Origin of the sequence: Pontibacter sp. HSC-36F09, assembly GCF_024171605.1 — a bacterium.
In the GTDB taxonomy this organism is placed as follows: domain Bacteria; phylum Bacteroidota; class Bacteroidia; order Cytophagales; family Hymenobacteraceae; genus Pontibacter.
Genome location: NZ_JALKAA010000003.1, coordinates 113,447 through 128,937 on the forward strand (window position 1 = coordinate 113,447; position 15,491 = coordinate 128,937).

A 15,491-nucleotide genomic window follows, 5' to 3' on the forward strand; every position below is an offset into this window, starting at 1 on the left:
CATACAACCACCGGCGGCTTCCCGATGGAAGGAAAATCGATACCTCCGGCTTATGTGTTAGAGTCCACCGTGGAGGATTTCCTGAAAGGAGAAGATACGGTTTTGAACTATACCTTGCATTTGATCAAGCAAGGTATAGAACTTAAAGCCGAAAAATAGTATATTGAATTTCTCAGGCTCTATAAACAAACCTAAAAATAACAAAACATGAAATTTCTGAAGATCCTATACCTGGTATTTGCTGCTGCCATGTTAGTAGATTTAATCACCTCCTTCAATACCACACAAGAAGTGTTCAGGGTATTATTCTGGGAGACGAACATCTGGTGGTACAGGATCTATAAACTCTCTTTCCTGTTGCTATTTGCTACAGCTTTCTGGGAGCAACAGAAACGCGAGAAGTTAAAAAGTCAATAAGCTTTAGGACTAATTATTCAAGCTTCTTCCACCAGCCCTAATTCCCGGGTTGAGATATCCCGCATCTCCATTTTCCGGATCTTACCTGTTACAGTCATCGGGAAATCCTCTACGAACTTCCAGTACTTTGGTATTTTGAAAGTTGCGATCTGACCTTTGCAGTAACCCGTAATATCTTCGGAAGTGGCATAGAAGCCCTGGCGGAGTTTCACCCAGGCCATCACCTCTTCACCATATTTGTGATCCGGTACACCAATTATGTGCACATCAGAGATCGCTTCGTGGGTAAGCAGAAACTCTTCTATCTCGCGCGGGGCAATGTTTTCGCCTCCCCGTATGATCAGGTCTTTGATGCGGCCCACCATCTGTACGTAGCCTTCCTCGTCCATTACTGCCAGGTCGCCGGTGTGCATCCAGCCATTTTGCAGTACCCGCGCCGTCGCCTCCGACATATCCCAATAACCCAGCATCACCGAATAACCACGGGTACAGAACTCACCTTTCTGGCCGCGCGGCACGATCAGACCAGTCTCCGGATCTACAATCTTTACCTCCAGGTGCGGGTGTACCTTGCCAACAGTCGATACACGTTTTTCCAGCGGGTCGTCTAGCTGGCTCTGCGTAGAGACCGGTGAGGTTTCGGTCATGCCGTAGCATACAGTTACTTCCCGCATGTTCATCCGCGACTGTACCTGTTTCATGGTTTCGATGGGGCAGTTGGAGCCCGCCATCACGCCGGTGCGCAGCGTCGAGAAGTCGTATTGAGAAAAGTTCGGATGCTCCAGCTCGGCAATAAACATGGTCGGCACGCCATAAAGTGAAGTGCATTTTTCTGCTTGCACAGTCTGCATCACCTGTTCAGGATCAAAGGTCTCGGCCGGGATGATCATGCAGGAACCGTGCGTGATGCAGGCCATATTCCCGATCACCATCCCGAAGCAATGGTAAAATGGCACAGGTATACACACCCGGTCGTGCTCGGTATACTTCAGCGTTTCTCCGATAAAAAAGCCATTGTTGAGGATATTGTGGTGAGAGAGTGTGGCGCCTTTGGGCAAGCCGGTAGTGCCCGAGGTATACTGTATGTTGATGGGGTCGTCGAACTGCAGAGTCGCTTCCCGCTCCGCCAATTCCTGATCAGTCACTGCCTGACCGGCTGCAATAAAGCGTTCCCAGTCGCGCTCCATGATCACGGTGCGGGTCGGATATTCACAATCAGGACGAATGTGATTAAGCATTTCCACATAGTCGGTCTGACGGAAATAATGCGATGCAATGAGCAAACTGATCTGGCTCTGCTTCAGAGCATACTTCAAATCGTTGGTTTTGTAGGCCGGATTGATGTTAACAAGCACCGCACCCACCCGGGCTGTAGCAAATTGCACTAGCACCCATTCCACCCGGTTAGGCGCCCAGATACCCACCCGGTCGCCCCTTTGTATACCATACGCCACCAGACTTTTGGCTACTTGCGTTACCTGCTCCCACAGCTCCCTGTAAGTAGCGCGGTAATTTTGCGTGACCATGACGAGAGCTTCGCGGTCGCCAAACTTTTCTACTGTGTTGCGCAGGCTCTGTCCGATGGTTTCGCCGCGCAGCGGCGTGGTGCTCACGCCATGGCTATAGGAGGGGGTGCTGTTCATGAAATTTTACTTAAATTCTGAAGCGGATTATACCTGATGTGAGATAGAATCCGTGTTTAGACATTTAAGTTACAAATCGCCTTCCATAAAAGCACGTGAAATGTTGCTAATTTACTATAGCTGGATATATAAACGGCCTCTTCTTCTAATAGGAGCTTAATTTGTTGTAGGCATTTATAACCGAACGAAGGTATAGCAAAGCCAATCGGGCTGCACAAAGAATTCTAATCAAGCATAAGCTGCTGTTGTGCATCAGATGAGTATGGGATAGTAAATTAGTTTTTACTATCACGAGTACACATAATATACAACTATTGGAATAATAATTGCTTGTATAGAATATTAACAATACCTTGTATTTAACGTCCCACCTTTAACAAAACTTAAATCATGACAAAACTTTACAGATCTTCCCTAATCCTGGCTGGCTTAACGTTCATGTTCTATAGCTGCAATTCCGACAAAGACGATACAGCTATACCTATCGCGGAAGAAGTAGATTATGTTGTAATAGATGCCAACACCACTGATGTACCTGTCAAACCTAGCAAATACGATGATGTGGATGGGATTTTCAGATACATAGAAAATCATTTCTTTACATCTGGCCCACCTTCTCAATTTACGATTGATAAAGGGTACTTCATGGCCTCGTATCTAGGGAAGGATACAAATGGTCCCCATGTCCCGCTTCAAAGCAGCAAAATAAACGGGCAGCCCATGTGCACCGAGACCTATATTAATAGTATCTGTGACTCCTCCAAACCCTCTACATCCTGGAACTTATACGGGAACCAGCACGAGGTGAGAAATTTAAAATGGGAGTACTTAAATAGTGATAAGAGTAAGGGGTACAGGGTACAGATGACTGATGTTCCAGAAGCTGCTAAATGGCACGCAGCGCCCAAGCGTATTTCATTTGATGAAGAAATTAACTTTCAATTCGAAAGAAATTCTGTAAAAGACAGCATTATAGTCGGTCTGTTAATTGTCCCTAAAGCAGGCATTGGTAAAGTCCTTCCATCGCCCACTATTAATCGGACTCGACAAATCGGCTATTTAGTTAAACCGGGCGAAACATCTTTCACTATAACGAAAGAAAGGCTTGCAAACCTCTCACAATCAGCTTTTGGTATGCCCACAGCTGCTGACTCCATTTTTCTTAATTTAAGAACAACCCGCCACGTCGTCAAGGTTATTGATAACAGAGAAATATTAATTTCCTATATAGTAGATGAATTCAGACCCGTTACGGTAGACTGGTAAGTTGACTATACCTTAGCCTTCACCACCAACCGTTTCACCACCTTGGCCAGCTTCGCCGTCAGTTCACGCCTTGAAAACTGGGCGTGGTTGAGGTAGGGCAGGTCAAGGTTCGGGTTGATGGACCAGGCTTTGCTCATCAGCATCATATGGTCGAGCATGAGCTCGTGAGCGGTATAGTGGAATAATCGGCCGGCGCCGCACTCGTCAATGATACGGTCGGTGTCGGAGTGCACGGGGCCAAGGCAGATGATCGGTTTGTTCGAAGCCAGGTACTCAAACAACTTGCCCGGCACGTTAGAATACACAGCGGGCACATCGGCTATGGCCATGAGCAGCATCGTACTTTCCATCAGGTACTTGATGGCCTCGTTGTGTGGCACGTGCGCCACAAATTCTGTTATACCTTCCAGACCCGCCTTGCTGATGCGCTGCTTCACACCCTCCGATGCCTTTCCTACAAAGCGCAGTTTATACCGGATGTCGCTGTTCACTGATCGCAGTTGTGAAATTACTTTCAGAAACACATCGATGTTATAATTCTCGGTGATCGTGCCTGTGTACGTAATCAGAAACTCGTCCTGCGGTGGGGTAGAAGGGTAGATGAAATCATCCTCGTCATACCCGTTCGGAATCACGTGAATCTTATCGGGATCAATCTTAGCTGGTTTGTTGAGGAAAAGGCGCTTGGTATCTTCACTTGTCACAATAACAGCATCGGCCCGCTCCAGCACCTGCAATTCGTAATTCCGGTCGATGCGTTTGGCAATCGGGGTGTGGTAAAGCTGGTCGTAATAATGTATGTTCGTCCAGGGGTCGCGGAGGTCGACGATCCAGGGCATTTTATACCTTTCTTTCAACTTCAGGCCGATCAGTTGGGTGGAGTGCGGCGGACTGGTCGTCAGGATCGCCTGATATTGGCCACCCTTTAGCAATTCGTCAGCTTTTTTGAGGGCATGCTTGTTCCAGCCTACGCGGGCGTCCGGTATAAACAGGTTGCCGCGCACAAACTTGAATACTTTGTCCAGAAAGCCGGTCTTCGCTTCTTCGTTGGCAAAGCCGCTGTAGGGTATTTCTTTCTTGCCGGAGAGTTTCTTGTAATACTCAAAGGGCTCGGAAGTGGTGGTGCGGTATACGGCTGTACCCTCTGGCACTTCGCTCGCAAAGGTATGGTCGAGCACCGGATAAGAAGCCTGTTTCTCGTCAACGGTGAGCACGCTGGGCTGCACGCCAGCGTGTGGCAGGTATTTGCAGAACTTCAATCCACGCTGCACGCCCGGCCCGCCCGAAGGAGGCCAGTAGTAGGAGATGTATAGTAAATTGATCTGGTCTGTTTTTTCCAAAGCGATCGGCAAAATAACTTCTTTCCCAAAGATAGCAAATGCATATTTAAAATTTGCGCACAGCTGCTCCTCTATTTCAGCCTCAGGTATAGCGCAGGAAGTAAGCAGCGGGACTCCATAACCTACTCGATGACCTGGCTTATTGTTTCACACGTCTATTCTGCATTAATCATTTGTCATTCATCATTACTATAGCAACTATTCCTGATATTCCTTAGTTTTGTAGGTAAATCCAGAATTAGAGAGATGTTTGATAATTTAAGTAACAAACTAGACCGCGCCTTTAAAACCCTCAAAGGCCAGGGAAGCATCACCGAGATCAACGTAGCCGCCACCATCAAAGAGGTACGCCGTGCCCTGGTAGACGCCGACGTAAACTATAAAGTAGCCAAAACGGTAACCGACAAGATTAAAGACGAGGCCATGGGCCGCGATGTACTGATCTCCGTGTCGCCGGGCCAGTTGATGGTGAAGATCGTCTACGAAGAACTGACTGAGCTGATGGGTGGCAAGAAGCAGGACATCAACCTGAAAGGCGAGCCGGCCATCATCCTGATCGCGGGTCTGCAGGGTTCTGGTAAAACCACTTTTACGGGCAAACTGGCCAACTACCTCAAAAAGCAAGGCCGTGGCGTAATGGTAGCTGCCTGCGACGTGTACCGTCCGGCTGCGATCAACCAGCTGCAGGTGCTGGCCGAGCAGGTAGGCGTAGAGGCCTATACCGAACTGGAGAACAAAAACCCGGTTCAGATTGCCCTCAACGCCGTTGCGCACGCTAAAAAGACTAACAAGAAGGTAGTCATCATTGACACCGCCGGTCGTTTGGCCGTGGACGAGGCGATGATGAAAGAAATAGCCGAAATCAAGGCGGCCGTTAAACCAACCGAAACCCTGTTCGTGGTAGACTCCATGACCGGTCAGGATGCGGTGAACACAGCCAAAACCTTCAACGAGCGCATCAACTTCGATGGCGTGGTGCTGACCAAGCTCGACGGTGACTCACGCGGTGGTGCGGCTCTTTCGATTCGTGCGGTGGTTGAGAAGCCGATCAAGTTCATCTCGACTGGTGAGAAGATGGAAGCGCTTGACCTGTTCTACCCGGATCGTATGGCCCAGCGTATCCTCGGCATGGGTGACGTGATCTCCCTAGTGGAGCGCGCGCAGCAGGCATTCGACGAGGACGAAGCGAAGCGCATCAACAAGAAAATCCGAAAAAACCAGTTCAACTTCGACGACTTCCTGACGCAGCTCGAGCAGATCAAGAAGATGGGTGATATCAAAGACCTGGTAGGTATGATACCTGGCGTTGGCAAAGCATTGAAGGATGTCGAGATTGACGAAGGTGCTTTCAAGCCGATCGAAGCGATCATCAAGTCGATGACCCCGCAGGAGCGCGAGAACCCGGATATGATCAGCGGCAGCCGCCGTGCCCGTATCGCGAAAGGCTCCGGTACCGACATCACCCAGGTGAACAACCTGATGAAGCAGTTCAACGACATGCGCAAGATGATGCGCTCCATGAACAAGATGGCCGGCACCAAAGGCGGTATGGCCAACCTTGCCAAAATGATGGGCGGACGTCGCTAAACGATCTCAAGGTATAAGCAGAAAGGCTGAGCAGGTATACGCTCAGCCTTTTTCATTTATGGCAGTATGTGCTTTCAGCTATACCTCTACAGGTTCATCACCAAAGCTGAATCCCGCGCAGTTCTATACCTGCATAATCTCCAGGCTATACCTGAAACAGACTCAGTATACCTGCTTGTCTTCTTTCTTCGCCCATCTTTTAAAAGCTTCCTGTGCTTCCTCCCGCAGCAGTTGCTCCATCGGGATAGAGCGGTCGGGTGCGTCTTTGTCAATTTCATTGTATATGAACTGGTCGTCGAAGCCAGCCTTTGCGGCATCGTCTTTGGAGTTAGCGTAGTATACCCTGCGGGGACGGGCCCAGTAAATGGCACCCAGGCACATGGGGCAGGGTTCGCAACTCGTATAGAGCTCGCAGTCCGTCAGTTGGAAAGTGCCCAGTGCCTGACAGGCTTTGCGGATGGCGTCAACCTCGGCATGGGCAGTGGGGTCGTTGGTGGCCAGCACGTTGTTATACCCGCGGGCTATGATCTCGCCATCTCGCACGATCACCGCACCGAAAGGTCCGCCAAAACCAGCTTCCATTTTCTCAACGGATAGCCTGATGGCCTCCCGCATAAAGTCTTTTTGTTCTTCTGTCATAGGATACGCTTCACGTTGCACCATACGTTATACCGGAAGTGATCGGTTAAGGATTCCATCATGACAAGGGGCAAATTGTGAATGGGAAAATGTAGGAAATCTTAGCCAGAAGCTTATCCAAATCCTGACCAGGTAAGTATATATAATAGCAATAGCTTACACTACACTTGTGCCTTTTAACGCATACTCGTAGTGCAAGCTATTCTAGCTGTTGCTGCGCCCTGAGAGGAGAGCAGCCGATAATTTACTTTTATGTACTATCCGGTAATATGATTAGATAGTTTATAATTGGATTCTAACAACCTTTCAGAATTAATTACGAACCAATTATAGTATTAGTTTTGAATACAGTAAATACGTAGGTATATTTTCTTGTTCAAACTTCGGAAAACGGAAATACTTGATAACAAATGATTAATAGTTGTATGGCTTCAGATTTTCGATTGCGCTTGTCACGATTTTTTAAACTGGCAATGCCGCGCTTCAGGGGTGGCGCTCTAGTACTCTTTTTTCTCCTGTTTGTGAGCGGGTGCACGGCCACGCGCGAGCACGAGATAGAGGGGGACGTAAACGAATTCCGGTCCTGGGTAAATGCTCAGACCAGCAAACTGGAAGAACGGACGGAAGAGGATTGGAAAAAAACGAAAGAAGACTTCAAGCAGCGAACTGAAGAGCTGGATCGTAAGCAAGAGGGTTTTTCAGAAAAGCTGCGAACTGACTATGAGCAGATCAAAGCAGATTTCAAGGCCCGGGAAAAAGAGCGGGACAGCCTGGCAAACCGTGAGGCTGAGATAACGAAATGGGAACGCGATCTGCTGGGGCAGTACGCTAACGGCACTGCATTAACTGCAGCTAATATTGAGCAGGCCTACCAGAACTTTATGAGCAACGTGCGGGCAAGAAACAAAAACTGGGAGCAACAGGACTGGGAGATGGCTGCTGCCGTGCTCGAAGAGTTGAACCAGCGCAAAGAGGCCTTCGACGAACTGCCCGACGAGACCGAAGTCCGCATTAAAACCATCCAGATAGAGTTTGCCGCGCTGAAAGAAAGCGAAACGGCTAAGTAGTAAAATACTTTTTTAACCGCACACACCCTATGTCCGACACGCAGACCTTAACACCCGAGCTATACCTTGTCAAAGCCTTTACAGAGCAACCAAACGGAGGCAACACGGCCGGCGTGGTGCTTTTTGCAGACAGACTTCCACGTGAAAGGCGCCAGAAAATAGCCGCCATGCTGGGGCTTTCCGAAACAGCTTTTGTATCAGATTCAGAAGTAGGGGATGTGAAAGTGGAGTTTTACACACCTCTGAAGCAGATTCCGCACTGCGGGCATGCAACGGTAGCAGCCTTTAGCCTGCTGTGGCAAAAGGGACTGCTGCTAAACGGAAGCGCCGTGAAAGAATCCATAGAAGGCACCCGCCAGATCAGCTTCGAATCGGGTAAGGTATACCAGGCGCAATTGCCACCGCAGTACACACCAATCGAAGCGGCTGGTATTAATCTGCAACTGATTGCTGCAGTGCTTGGGCTTCCGGAAGGTTTTAGCTTTCCTTCAGTACCTGTCATTGCCAGCACGGGTGTTCCTTTTCTATTGGTGCCTGTGCCTGACGAGCGCACCCTGTACAATCTGCAACCTGACCAGGAGCTTATCCGCGCTGTATCAGACAAAGCGGGTCTGGTAGGCTTCTACGCCTTCACGACAACTACAGCTTTGGCCGATGCAAGCGCCCGCATGTTTGCCCCGAGTTACGGCATACCCGAAGAGTCAGCCACCGGCATGGCTGCGGGTCCGCTTGCCTGTTACCTGCACGATCATCTTCAGCAAAGCAAAGCAAATTTTTTGATACACCAGGGCTACCTGATGCGCCATCCGTCCCCAAGCCAGATCGAGGTGATGCTGCAGTTGGACGGAGAAGGTCACATCATGGGCTTGCGCGCAGGAGGAAACGGATTGGTGATCAGGAAAATGGAGTTAGGAGACTTTTAGGGCCCGCTACTGGAGCCACTGCCGACGCAGACGGGTTATCTGCCGTGCATGGTGACTGAAGTGATCCTGCAGGAAATCAAGTGTTTGGCAGATGTTGAGCATACCTGCGTAAGGGTGCCTGAAAACACACTTGTCCAGCTGTTGCTGGGGTAGCTCGGTCAGTGTATCTTCCAGTTGGTAACGGGCCGCGTCCCACTGTATGCGCAGCGAGTTTAAGCTGGCATAAGCGGGTACTTTCGCGACTGCAGCAGGTGCCTTAAACTTCATGCCCGAATGCAGCGCAACACGAAGCAACAGCGACCGGAGGCTGTGCGCCAGCGAGGCAGACTCCAGTTGTTCTTCCTGCACTTTGCGTTGTATGTAGCTGTTGGTTAGTTGCTCCACCTGAATCAGGTGCGCCACCGTTTGGTTGATGGACCACTTGCCAGCATAGGCGGGCCGGTTAAGAAGATCTTCATCTAACCCCTCCAACTCCCCGATCAGCTGGTTACGCGACTCTTCCAGTTTCAGGTATCGGCTTTCAAGCAATGGATTCATCAATTGAAGGTGGCTATAGGTGGTTGTGCTCATAGGTAAACGTAGGTTTAGGTCGATTATTGATTGCCAATCTACATAAATTTCTGATTAGTGCAACGGGTGGTGCTTATTTTTTATACCTAAATAGTTGATAATAAGGTCGGTGATTTAATATGGAGTAAAATATATAATTGGATAAGTTCAAATTTAGTGCAACAAAGGAGGATAATTCTTTTCTTTGCAGAAAATATACAAACAGAATGGAGATGACTAATGACCCTGTAGGGGCTGCTATACAGGACTTTATGGCCGGTAACCGAAAGGCAAAGATTGTGGTGGAGAGCAACCTGACAGAGGATGATGAGATAGAAGTGGCCTACCTGTTCCGGACACCCGAAGAAATGCCGGAGTTGGAACTGCTGGCGCTGGAGCAGTGCCGGGGAAGTGTGTTGGACGTAGGCGCCGGCGCCGGCTGCCATAGCCTGGCCCTGCAGGAGCGCGGAGCGGATGTAACGGCCCTAGATCTTTCGGCCGGTGCAGTGCAGGCCATGCGGGAACAAGGTATAAAACAGGTGCTGCAAGAGGATATCCTTAAACTGAGTGGTCAGCGCTTCGACACGCTGCTGCTGCTCATGAACGGCATAGGTATAGCCGGTGACCTGGAAGGGCTGGAGCGCTTTCTGGAGCATGCCAAAACGCTTCTTAACCCTGGAGGGCAGATCCTGCTCGAGTCCTCGGATATTCTATACATGTTCGAAGAAGAAGATGGCTCTGTTCTGCTTGACCTGAATGCAGGTTATTATGGAGAGGTCATCTATAACATGCGCTTCAAAACACACCAGACAGGCGAGTTCAAATGGCTCTTCATTGATCCAGCTATACTGGAAGACTATGCTACAACGCATGGCTATAACTGTGAGCAGCTGTATGAAGGAGAATACGGCAACTACCTGGCCCGTCTGTCGCTGCCAAAAGCCTAAGCCCGATTTATGCAGGAGGTTATACCTTTAGCAGCTGCTTTGCCGTATGCCTGTAGGGTATAGCAAAAAGGCAAACCTCATGCGGAAAAGGCTTACGACAACCTGGGAACTCACCAAACAGACCTTCAAAAAGTTTATCGATGACAACCCGCTCGACTATGCGGCCATCATCGGGTTCTACACCATTTTCTCCTTGCCGGCCGTGCTCATCATTACCATTCGCATCGCAGGCGCTGCTTTCGGGCAGGAGGCTGTGCGGGGTGAGGTGGTAAAGCAGGTCGGTGGTATTGTGGGGCGCAACAGTGCTGCCCAGGTGCAAAGCATCATCGAAAATGCCAGCCAATCGGAGGCCAGTACGATCGGTACAGTGATTGGGGTGCTCGTGATGGCGTTTAGTGCCACGACGGTGTTTGTGGCGCTGCAGGATTCGCTCAACGCCATCTGGAAGGTGAAAGCCAAGGTAGAAAAAGGCTTCATGAAACTCGTAATCGGGCGCCTGCTGTCGCTGGCCCTGGTGGTAAGTTTTGGCTTTCTACTGCTCGTTTCGCTGTCAATAGACGTAGTGCTCGGACTTGTGTACGATTACCTGCGCCAGGAGCTCTCAGGTATAGCCGTATACCTGGTAACTATTGGCAACATGCTGGTATCCATCGCCATCGCTTCGGTTATTTTCGCTGCTATCTTCAAAGTGCTGCCCGATGCCCGCATTCGGTGGGCCAATGTATGGGTGGGGGCCGTTGTCACAGCCATTCTGTTCACCTTGGGCAAATTCGTACTTAATATCTATTTCCAGCACGACCCGCTCGCCGATACCTACGGGGCTGCCGGTTCGCTGGTGCTCATACTGGTATGGGTGTACTATACCTCTATCATCTTTCTGCTGGGCGCCGAGTTCACACAGGTATACTCAGAGGCACACGACCGCGGCGTCAGGGCCTCTGACACAGCTGTAAAGGTAGAGAAGCAGGAAATAGAGCAGGACCAGGATACTGGCAAAGTGGAAGTGAAGCGTGATTCGGGTCTAAACTGAGGAGCCATACCTTGTTCTAATACCTGCGACAATAAACCCTGTTGGTTATTAATCCAATCAAGAAAGTCTTATGTCAAATGTCATCATCACGCCAGCCAAAGGCAAGGTATAATCCGGCAACATACATATTGTTTTACTTGTTGAGCAGCCGAATTCTTAGGAGGAGGTATACAAATAAAATATATAGCGTATAAAATGTGTTGCATTGCCTGCAGATGTAGTCTATGCTATGTGTGAACAGAAACCGTGATTATTAACCTAAATCCTATACCTTATGAAAAACCTGAAATCCTGGCTGGCTATGTTTGCCATCCTTTCCCTGTTTATGTATAGCTGCGATAGCGGCGGCACCGATGTGGTGGAGTCGGGCACATACCAGGGCAGTGTAAAGAAAGCGGTGCCTGAGAAAACAGAGATCTATGTGCAGACTGATGACAACAAGACCCTGGAACTCTACTTCACTGATGCTACTACGCTCACCCGCAATGGAGAAACCGTGGCTTTTGACCAGCTGAAGGAAGGCAGCAGGGTAGAAGTGCAGGTAGAGAAAGTGGGCCAGCGCCTGGACCCCGTGGCCGTGCGCATTTTGGACTAGACCTATGGAGGAGCTGCTGAGCTGGCGTACTGAGGCCTGGCATCCACTTACGGTGCATTTCCCGGTAGCGCTGTTGCTCTTCGCTACCCTGGCGAAGCTGCTTGCCGTGTTTCTGAAGCCGCAGCCAGCTGCCTTTTGGCACCGCATGGGCGCTTACCTACTCTATGCGGGTACAGTAGGTGCCTGGTTCAGCATCTACACCGGCGACCTGGCCGATGGTATTGTGTCCCGGAAACTGTGCGACCCTACCGTGCTGAAGAGCCACGAGCTGGCTAGTTACAACCTGGCCTACCTGTTTACAGGAGCCACAGTGCTCGATTTGAGTAGTATGTCGGATTGGGTGAAGCGGTATAGTAGGCTGCTGTCGGTAGTAGTGGTACTGCTCATGCTGGCAGGAAGCGGATTTCTGGCGTATACTGGCCACCTCGGTGCAAAGCTAGTATACGAACAAGCCGGAGGCGTGCAGGTCCCGCCATCTGATTGTGCCGGATTTTAAATCAAAACGGCCCCTGGTTCCAAGAACCAGGGGCCGTTTTCTTTATGAATTTCAGTTTAGCTTACGCTTTCTGATAAGTTACTTGCTTTACAGCTTCGATCGTACGCGCTACGTTTGGCAACGATGCTTCAATCAAAGTAGGAGCATACGGCAGCGGCACATCACGGCAGGTTACACGCTTCACTGGAGCATCCATGTAGTCAAACGCGTTGCTCTGGATGTGGTAAGCCAACTCAGCAGAAATAGAGGCCAGTGGCCATGCTTCTTCTACCACCACCATGCGGTTGGTTTTCTTTACAGACTCAATCAGTGTTTTGTAATCAATCGGACGCACGGTGCGCAGGTCGATCACTTCCGCATTGATGCCGTCTTTGGCCAGTTCTTCAGCGGCAGCCAGGGCCACTTTCATCATTTTGCCAAACGACACGATGGTCACGTCCGTACCTTCGCGCTTGATGTCAGCCACACCGATCGGGATCAGGTATTCTTCTTCAGGCACCTCGCCTTTGTCGCCGTACATCTGCTCCGATTCCATGAAAATAACCGGGTCGTTGTCGCGGATGGCCGACTTCATCAGACCTTTGGCATCGTATGGGTTTGACGGAACCACTACTTTAAGACCAGGTGTGTTGGCATACCAGTTTTCGAAGTTCTGGGAGTGTTGCGAAGACAGCATACCGGCGCTGCCAGTTGGTCCGCGGAACACGATGGGGCAGGAGTACTGACCACCTGACATGGACATCATTTTGGCGGCAGAGTTAATTACCTGGTCAATGGCCACCAACGAGAAGTTGAAGGTCATGAACTCAATGATCGGGCGCAGGCCATTCATGGAGGCACCTACGCCAATACCGGCAAAGCCAAGCTCGGCAATAGGAGTGTCAATTACACGCTCCGGACCAAATTCGTCCAGCATGCCCTGGCTCACTTTGTAGGCGCCATTGTATTCGGCTACTTCTTCACCCATCAGGAAAACGCTCTTGTCGCGGCGCATCTCCTCAGACATGGCTTCACGAAGGGCTTCTCTAAACTGTATACTTCGCATAGTAATGTTAAAATCTCTGTTCAGCTGGTAAAATTAAGATAACTCTTTCAATTTGCAATGTATAAGCGTCAACTTATCGTATCATCGCTTCCCGGAAGGCCTGTTTCCCGTGGTAGGCGGCAAATTCCGGGTCGTCGAAGGCGCGCTCCATGTAGCTGCTGTCGCGCTGGATGGCCCGGCGCAGGTGAATGCGCACCATGCCCTCGTTTTGCATGCGGGCACCCAACACGGCTAGTGAGTAATGCGCCAGCGGATCCTCCTCCTTCAATTCCAGGGCCTTTTCATAATACTGGCGGGCCCCTTCGTAGTTTTCCTTGAGCAGGTAGCTCAGGCCCAGGTTCATGTTGGTTTGGTAGTCGTCGCCGGAGTAGGTCAGGCTGTGAATGGCTTCGTCATATAGGCCCATTTCCATTTCCAAAGCTGCCTTGTCGGTAAAGATGCGGTGCAGGAGTTCTTGTTCTCCGCCCAGTTTGATGGCATAGTCATATATCTGCAGGGCTTTCTCTCGCTCGCCACGCAGGTGGTACGCACTCGCCAATGCATAGTTTACCTCGGCAGTCGGGTTGCGGAAGCCGGCAAAGTTCAGGTTGTGAATGGCTTTGTCGAGAAGTGCTTCTTTCGCCTTGGCGCGATATTCCTTGCGGGCCATCTCGGTATATACCACGCCCAGGTTGTAGTAAGCGGGCCATTTGTCAGTGGTCTTTACGGCAGCTTCGTACAGCTTGCGGCGCTCGGCAAGCAGGGGCGTCAACGTAGCGGCATATTGCAGTTCCTCGGCCGTGAGCACTTGCGCACTGATGCTGTCGTCGGCAATCCGGCGGGCCAGTAGGTATAGCTCGTAGTCGGGTTTGCGGGCGCGGTTATAGTCCACCTCCACGCGGGCTAAACGCATCGTTGGATAGATGTATTTGCGTATGTAGTCAAGGGCCGCACTCTGCTGCAGGGCGTCAGCTTTCTGCTTATCCGTCCCCGTGCCCTGTAAGATCGTGGAGACTTCCTGCTTCTGTGCCTTCGGCAGAGCCGATTTGTTTACGCGCTCTAGCAGGGTTTCCCAGTTGGTCGGTTCTGTCTCCGAACTGATCTCAATTTTTTTGCCGGAGTAGTCGAGCAGACTTGCCTTGCTGCGGTAGTAGTCGGCCAGGGCTTTGGCGCGTTTCCGGGCCAGTTCGGTGCCTTTCTCGTTTGGCGCCTGGCTGCCGATCACTCTGATGGTCTGCCGCTTGACCGTGTCCATGGCGTACTGGTCCAGCACCGGCAGGTTCTCACCCAGGTAGCTTTTGGTGGTGAACTGGTTCTCGTCGAAATAAAACAGGATGCTGGCCGGGCCCTCAGCAACGGTTTTGTAGTTGTCGGGCACATAGGTATAATCGTTGCTGCGCACCATCAGCAAGGCGGTGGTGTTCAGACCTGTGGCCACCTGTTCTTCCGGGGTATAGGCTACCCGGTCGCGTTTGCGCTTGTCGATGGCGGTGCCTTGTACCAGCAGTTTACCCTTGTTTTTATGCGGCGCATAGGGGAAAGCGAACTCCTGTGTAATGGTTGGGCGGCGGTTTTCATAGAGGTAGTTGCCTACATCGAAGTTGAGTGCGCCAAGGTGTTCGCGCTGCTGACCGGCGGCTTCGTATACCACATCGATCTTGTAACGGTAGTCCTCGTTCTTCCTGAGCATCTTCTCCGGAAGGGTGGCCTTCAGCTCAAATACCACCTCTTCGCCGTTGGCTACAAGGGGATTAGGCGTCACTTCAATTTCCTGTTTTTCGGCTTGTTTTACCATGCGCTGCAGGGTGCAGCCTGTGTTGACTGATAGCATCGCCACAGCCAGTGGCAGGAACAAAGCAACTTTTTTTTTGTTGTGTTTCATATCAGATTTGGGTAACCAACGTAAGATATAGCTGGTACAGGCGTTATTTAGCTGCTGTACCATGATTTTTGTCGATAATTTTTGAC

General features: G+C 50.4%; 16 protein-coding genes. 10 read left to right on the forward strand and 6 right to left on the reverse strand.

Annotated elements, in window-relative coordinates:
• The first annotated feature begins 24 nt into the window (after positions 1-24).
• A complete protein-coding gene (locus L1278_RS19505) occupies positions 25-159 on the forward strand; it encodes a hypothetical protein (protein ID WP_256488568.1) in 135 nt (44 codons plus the stop codon).
• Between the two features lie 48 nt (positions 160-207).
• Positions 208-417, forward strand: a complete 210-nt coding sequence (locus L1278_RS10370; protein ID WP_253403603.1) for a hypothetical protein — start codon at positions 208-210, stop codon at positions 415-417.
• Between the two features lie 17 nt (positions 418-434).
• On the opposite strand, the gene L1278_RS10375 is transcribed toward L1278_RS10370, so the two are convergent.
• Complete coding sequence (locus L1278_RS10375) at positions 435-2,060, reverse strand: AMP-binding protein (protein ID WP_253403608.1); 1,626 nt, start codon at positions 2,058-2,060, stop codon at positions 435-437.
• A gap of 390 nt (positions 2,061-2,450) precedes the next feature.
• Here L1278_RS10375 and L1278_RS10380 point away from each other — a divergent pair, with 390 nt between their 5' ends.
• Entirely contained in the window at positions 2,451-3,326 is an 876-nt protein-coding gene (locus L1278_RS10380) for a hypothetical protein (protein ID WP_253403610.1), read from the forward strand.
• A 5-nt stretch (positions 3,327-3,331) separates the two neighbouring features.
• On the opposite strand, the gene L1278_RS10385 is transcribed toward L1278_RS10380, so the two are convergent.
• Positions 3,332-4,666, reverse strand: coding sequence for a glycosyltransferase family 4 protein (locus L1278_RS10385; protein WP_253403613.1), 1,335 nt, complete (start codon positions 4,664-4,666; stop codon positions 3,332-3,334).
• 246 nt (positions 4,667-4,912) lie between these two features.
• Between L1278_RS10385 and ffh the strand changes: the two genes are divergently transcribed.
• A complete protein-coding gene (gene ffh, locus L1278_RS10390; RefSeq protein ID WP_253403615.1) occupies positions 4,913-6,253 on the forward strand; it encodes a signal recognition particle protein in 1,341 nt (446 codons plus the stop codon).
• A gap of 162 nt (positions 6,254-6,415) precedes the next feature.
• On the opposite strand, the gene L1278_RS10395 is transcribed toward ffh, so the two are convergent.
• A complete protein-coding gene (locus tag L1278_RS10395) occupies positions 6,416-6,892 on the reverse strand; it encodes a nucleoside deaminase (protein WP_253403617.1) in 477 nt (158 codons plus the stop codon).
• A gap of 449 nt (positions 6,893-7,341) precedes the next feature.
• Between L1278_RS10395 and L1278_RS10400 the strand changes: the two genes are divergently transcribed.
• On the forward strand, positions 7,342-7,959 hold the full coding sequence (locus L1278_RS10400) for a hypothetical protein (protein WP_253403619.1): 618 nt from the start codon (positions 7,342-7,344) through the stop codon (positions 7,957-7,959).
• A 29-nt stretch (positions 7,960-7,988) separates the two neighbouring features.
• Positions 7,989-8,882: a PhzF family phenazine biosynthesis protein gene (locus L1278_RS10405; protein ID WP_253403621.1), complete on the forward strand. Its 894-nt coding sequence runs from the start codon at positions 7,989-7,991 to the stop codon at positions 8,880-8,882.
• 6 nt (positions 8,883-8,888) lie between these two features.
• On the opposite strand, the gene L1278_RS10410 is transcribed toward L1278_RS10405, so the two are convergent.
• The gene (locus tag L1278_RS10410; protein ID WP_253403628.1) at positions 8,889-9,452 is read right to left on the reverse strand and encodes a DinB family protein; all 564 of its coding nucleotides are present in this window, start codon (positions 9,450-9,452) and stop codon (positions 8,889-8,891) included.
• Positions 9,453-9,658: 206 nt separating this feature from the next.
• Here L1278_RS10410 and L1278_RS10415 point away from each other — a divergent pair, with 206 nt between their 5' ends.
• The 4 genes from L1278_RS10415 to L1278_RS10430 all read left to right on the forward strand — a co-directional run bounded on the left by L1278_RS10415 (position 9,659) and on the right by L1278_RS10430 (position 12,499).
• Positions 9,659-10,378: a bifunctional 2-polyprenyl-6-hydroxyphenol methylase/3-demethylubiquinol 3-O-methyltransferase UbiG gene (locus L1278_RS10415; RefSeq protein ID WP_253403630.1), complete on the forward strand. Its 720-nt coding sequence runs from the start codon at positions 9,659-9,661 to the stop codon at positions 10,376-10,378.
• A 79-nt stretch (positions 10,379-10,457) separates the two neighbouring features.
• The gene (locus L1278_RS10420; protein ID WP_253403632.1) at positions 10,458-11,408 is read left to right on the forward strand and encodes a YihY/virulence factor BrkB family protein; all 951 of its coding nucleotides are present in this window, start codon (positions 10,458-10,460) and stop codon (positions 11,406-11,408) included.
• Positions 11,409-11,682: 274 nt separating this feature from the next.
• Positions 11,683-12,003: a hypothetical protein gene (locus tag L1278_RS10425; protein ID WP_253403634.1), complete on the forward strand. Its 321-nt coding sequence runs from the start codon at positions 11,683-11,685 to the stop codon at positions 12,001-12,003.
• 4 nt (positions 12,004-12,007) lie between these two features.
• Positions 12,008-12,499, forward strand: coding sequence for a DUF2231 domain-containing protein (locus L1278_RS10430; RefSeq protein ID WP_253403636.1), 492 nt, complete (start codon positions 12,008-12,010; stop codon positions 12,497-12,499).
• A 61-nt stretch (positions 12,500-12,560) separates the two neighbouring features.
• Here the strand turns inward: L1278_RS10430 and L1278_RS10435 are convergent, their stop codons facing one another.
• Positions 12,561-13,544 carry a pyruvate dehydrogenase complex E1 component subunit beta gene (locus L1278_RS10435; protein WP_253403638.1) on the reverse strand — a complete coding sequence of 328 codons (984 nt, stop codon included), beginning with the start codon at positions 13,542-13,544 and terminating at the stop codon, positions 12,561-12,563.
• Between the two features lie 73 nt (positions 13,545-13,617).
• Positions 13,618-15,405 (reverse strand): tetratricopeptide repeat protein, encoded by a 1,788-nt coding sequence (locus L1278_RS10440; RefSeq protein ID WP_253403640.1) that lies wholly within the window; start codon positions 15,403-15,405, stop codon positions 13,618-13,620.
• Positions 15,406-15,491 lie beyond the last annotated feature (86 nt).

Coding starts and splice junctions, on each gene's coding strand:
- L1278_RS10415 (WP_253403630.1), top strand. CDS start 9,659: ATGGAGATGACTAATGACCCTGTAGGGGCTGCTATACAGGACTTTATG.
- L1278_RS10395 (WP_253403617.1), bottom strand. CDS start 6,892: ATGACAGAAGAACAAAAAGACTTTATGCGGGAGGCCATCAGGCTATCC.
- ffh (WP_253403615.1), top strand. CDS start 4,913: ATGTTTGATAATTTAAGTAACAAACTAGACCGCGCCTTTAAAACCCTC.
- L1278_RS10380 (WP_253403610.1), top strand. CDS start 2,451: ATGACAAAACTTTACAGATCTTCCCTAATCCTGGCTGGCTTAACGTTC.
- L1278_RS10425 (WP_253403634.1), top strand. CDS start 11,683: ATGAAAAACCTGAAATCCTGGCTGGCTATGTTTGCCATCCTTTCCCTG.
- L1278_RS19505 (WP_256488568.1), top strand. CDS start 25: ATGGAAGGAAAATCGATACCTCCGGCTTATGTGTTAGAGTCCACCGTG.
- L1278_RS10375 (WP_253403608.1), bottom strand. CDS start 2,060: ATGAACAGCACCCCCTCCTATAGCCATGGCGTGAGCACCACGCCGCTG.
- L1278_RS10440 (WP_253403640.1), bottom strand. CDS start 15,405: ATGAAACACAACAAAAAAAAAGTTGCTTTGTTCCTGCCACTGGCTGTG.
- L1278_RS10430 (WP_253403636.1), top strand. CDS start 12,008: ATGGAGGAGCTGCTGAGCTGGCGTACTGAGGCCTGGCATCCACTTACG.
- L1278_RS10405 (WP_253403621.1), top strand. CDS start 7,989: ATGTCCGACACGCAGACCTTAACACCCGAGCTATACCTTGTCAAAGCC.
- L1278_RS10410 (WP_253403628.1), bottom strand. CDS start 9,452: ATGAGCACAACCACCTATAGCCACCTTCAATTGATGAATCCATTGCTT.
- L1278_RS10420 (WP_253403632.1), top strand. CDS start 10,458: ATGCGGAAAAGGCTTACGACAACCTGGGAACTCACCAAACAGACCTTC.
- L1278_RS10370 (WP_253403603.1), top strand. CDS start 208: ATGAAATTTCTGAAGATCCTATACCTGGTATTTGCTGCTGCCATGTTA.
- L1278_RS10435 (WP_253403638.1), bottom strand. CDS start 13,544: ATGCGAAGTATACAGTTTAGAGAAGCCCTTCGTGAAGCCATGTCTGAG.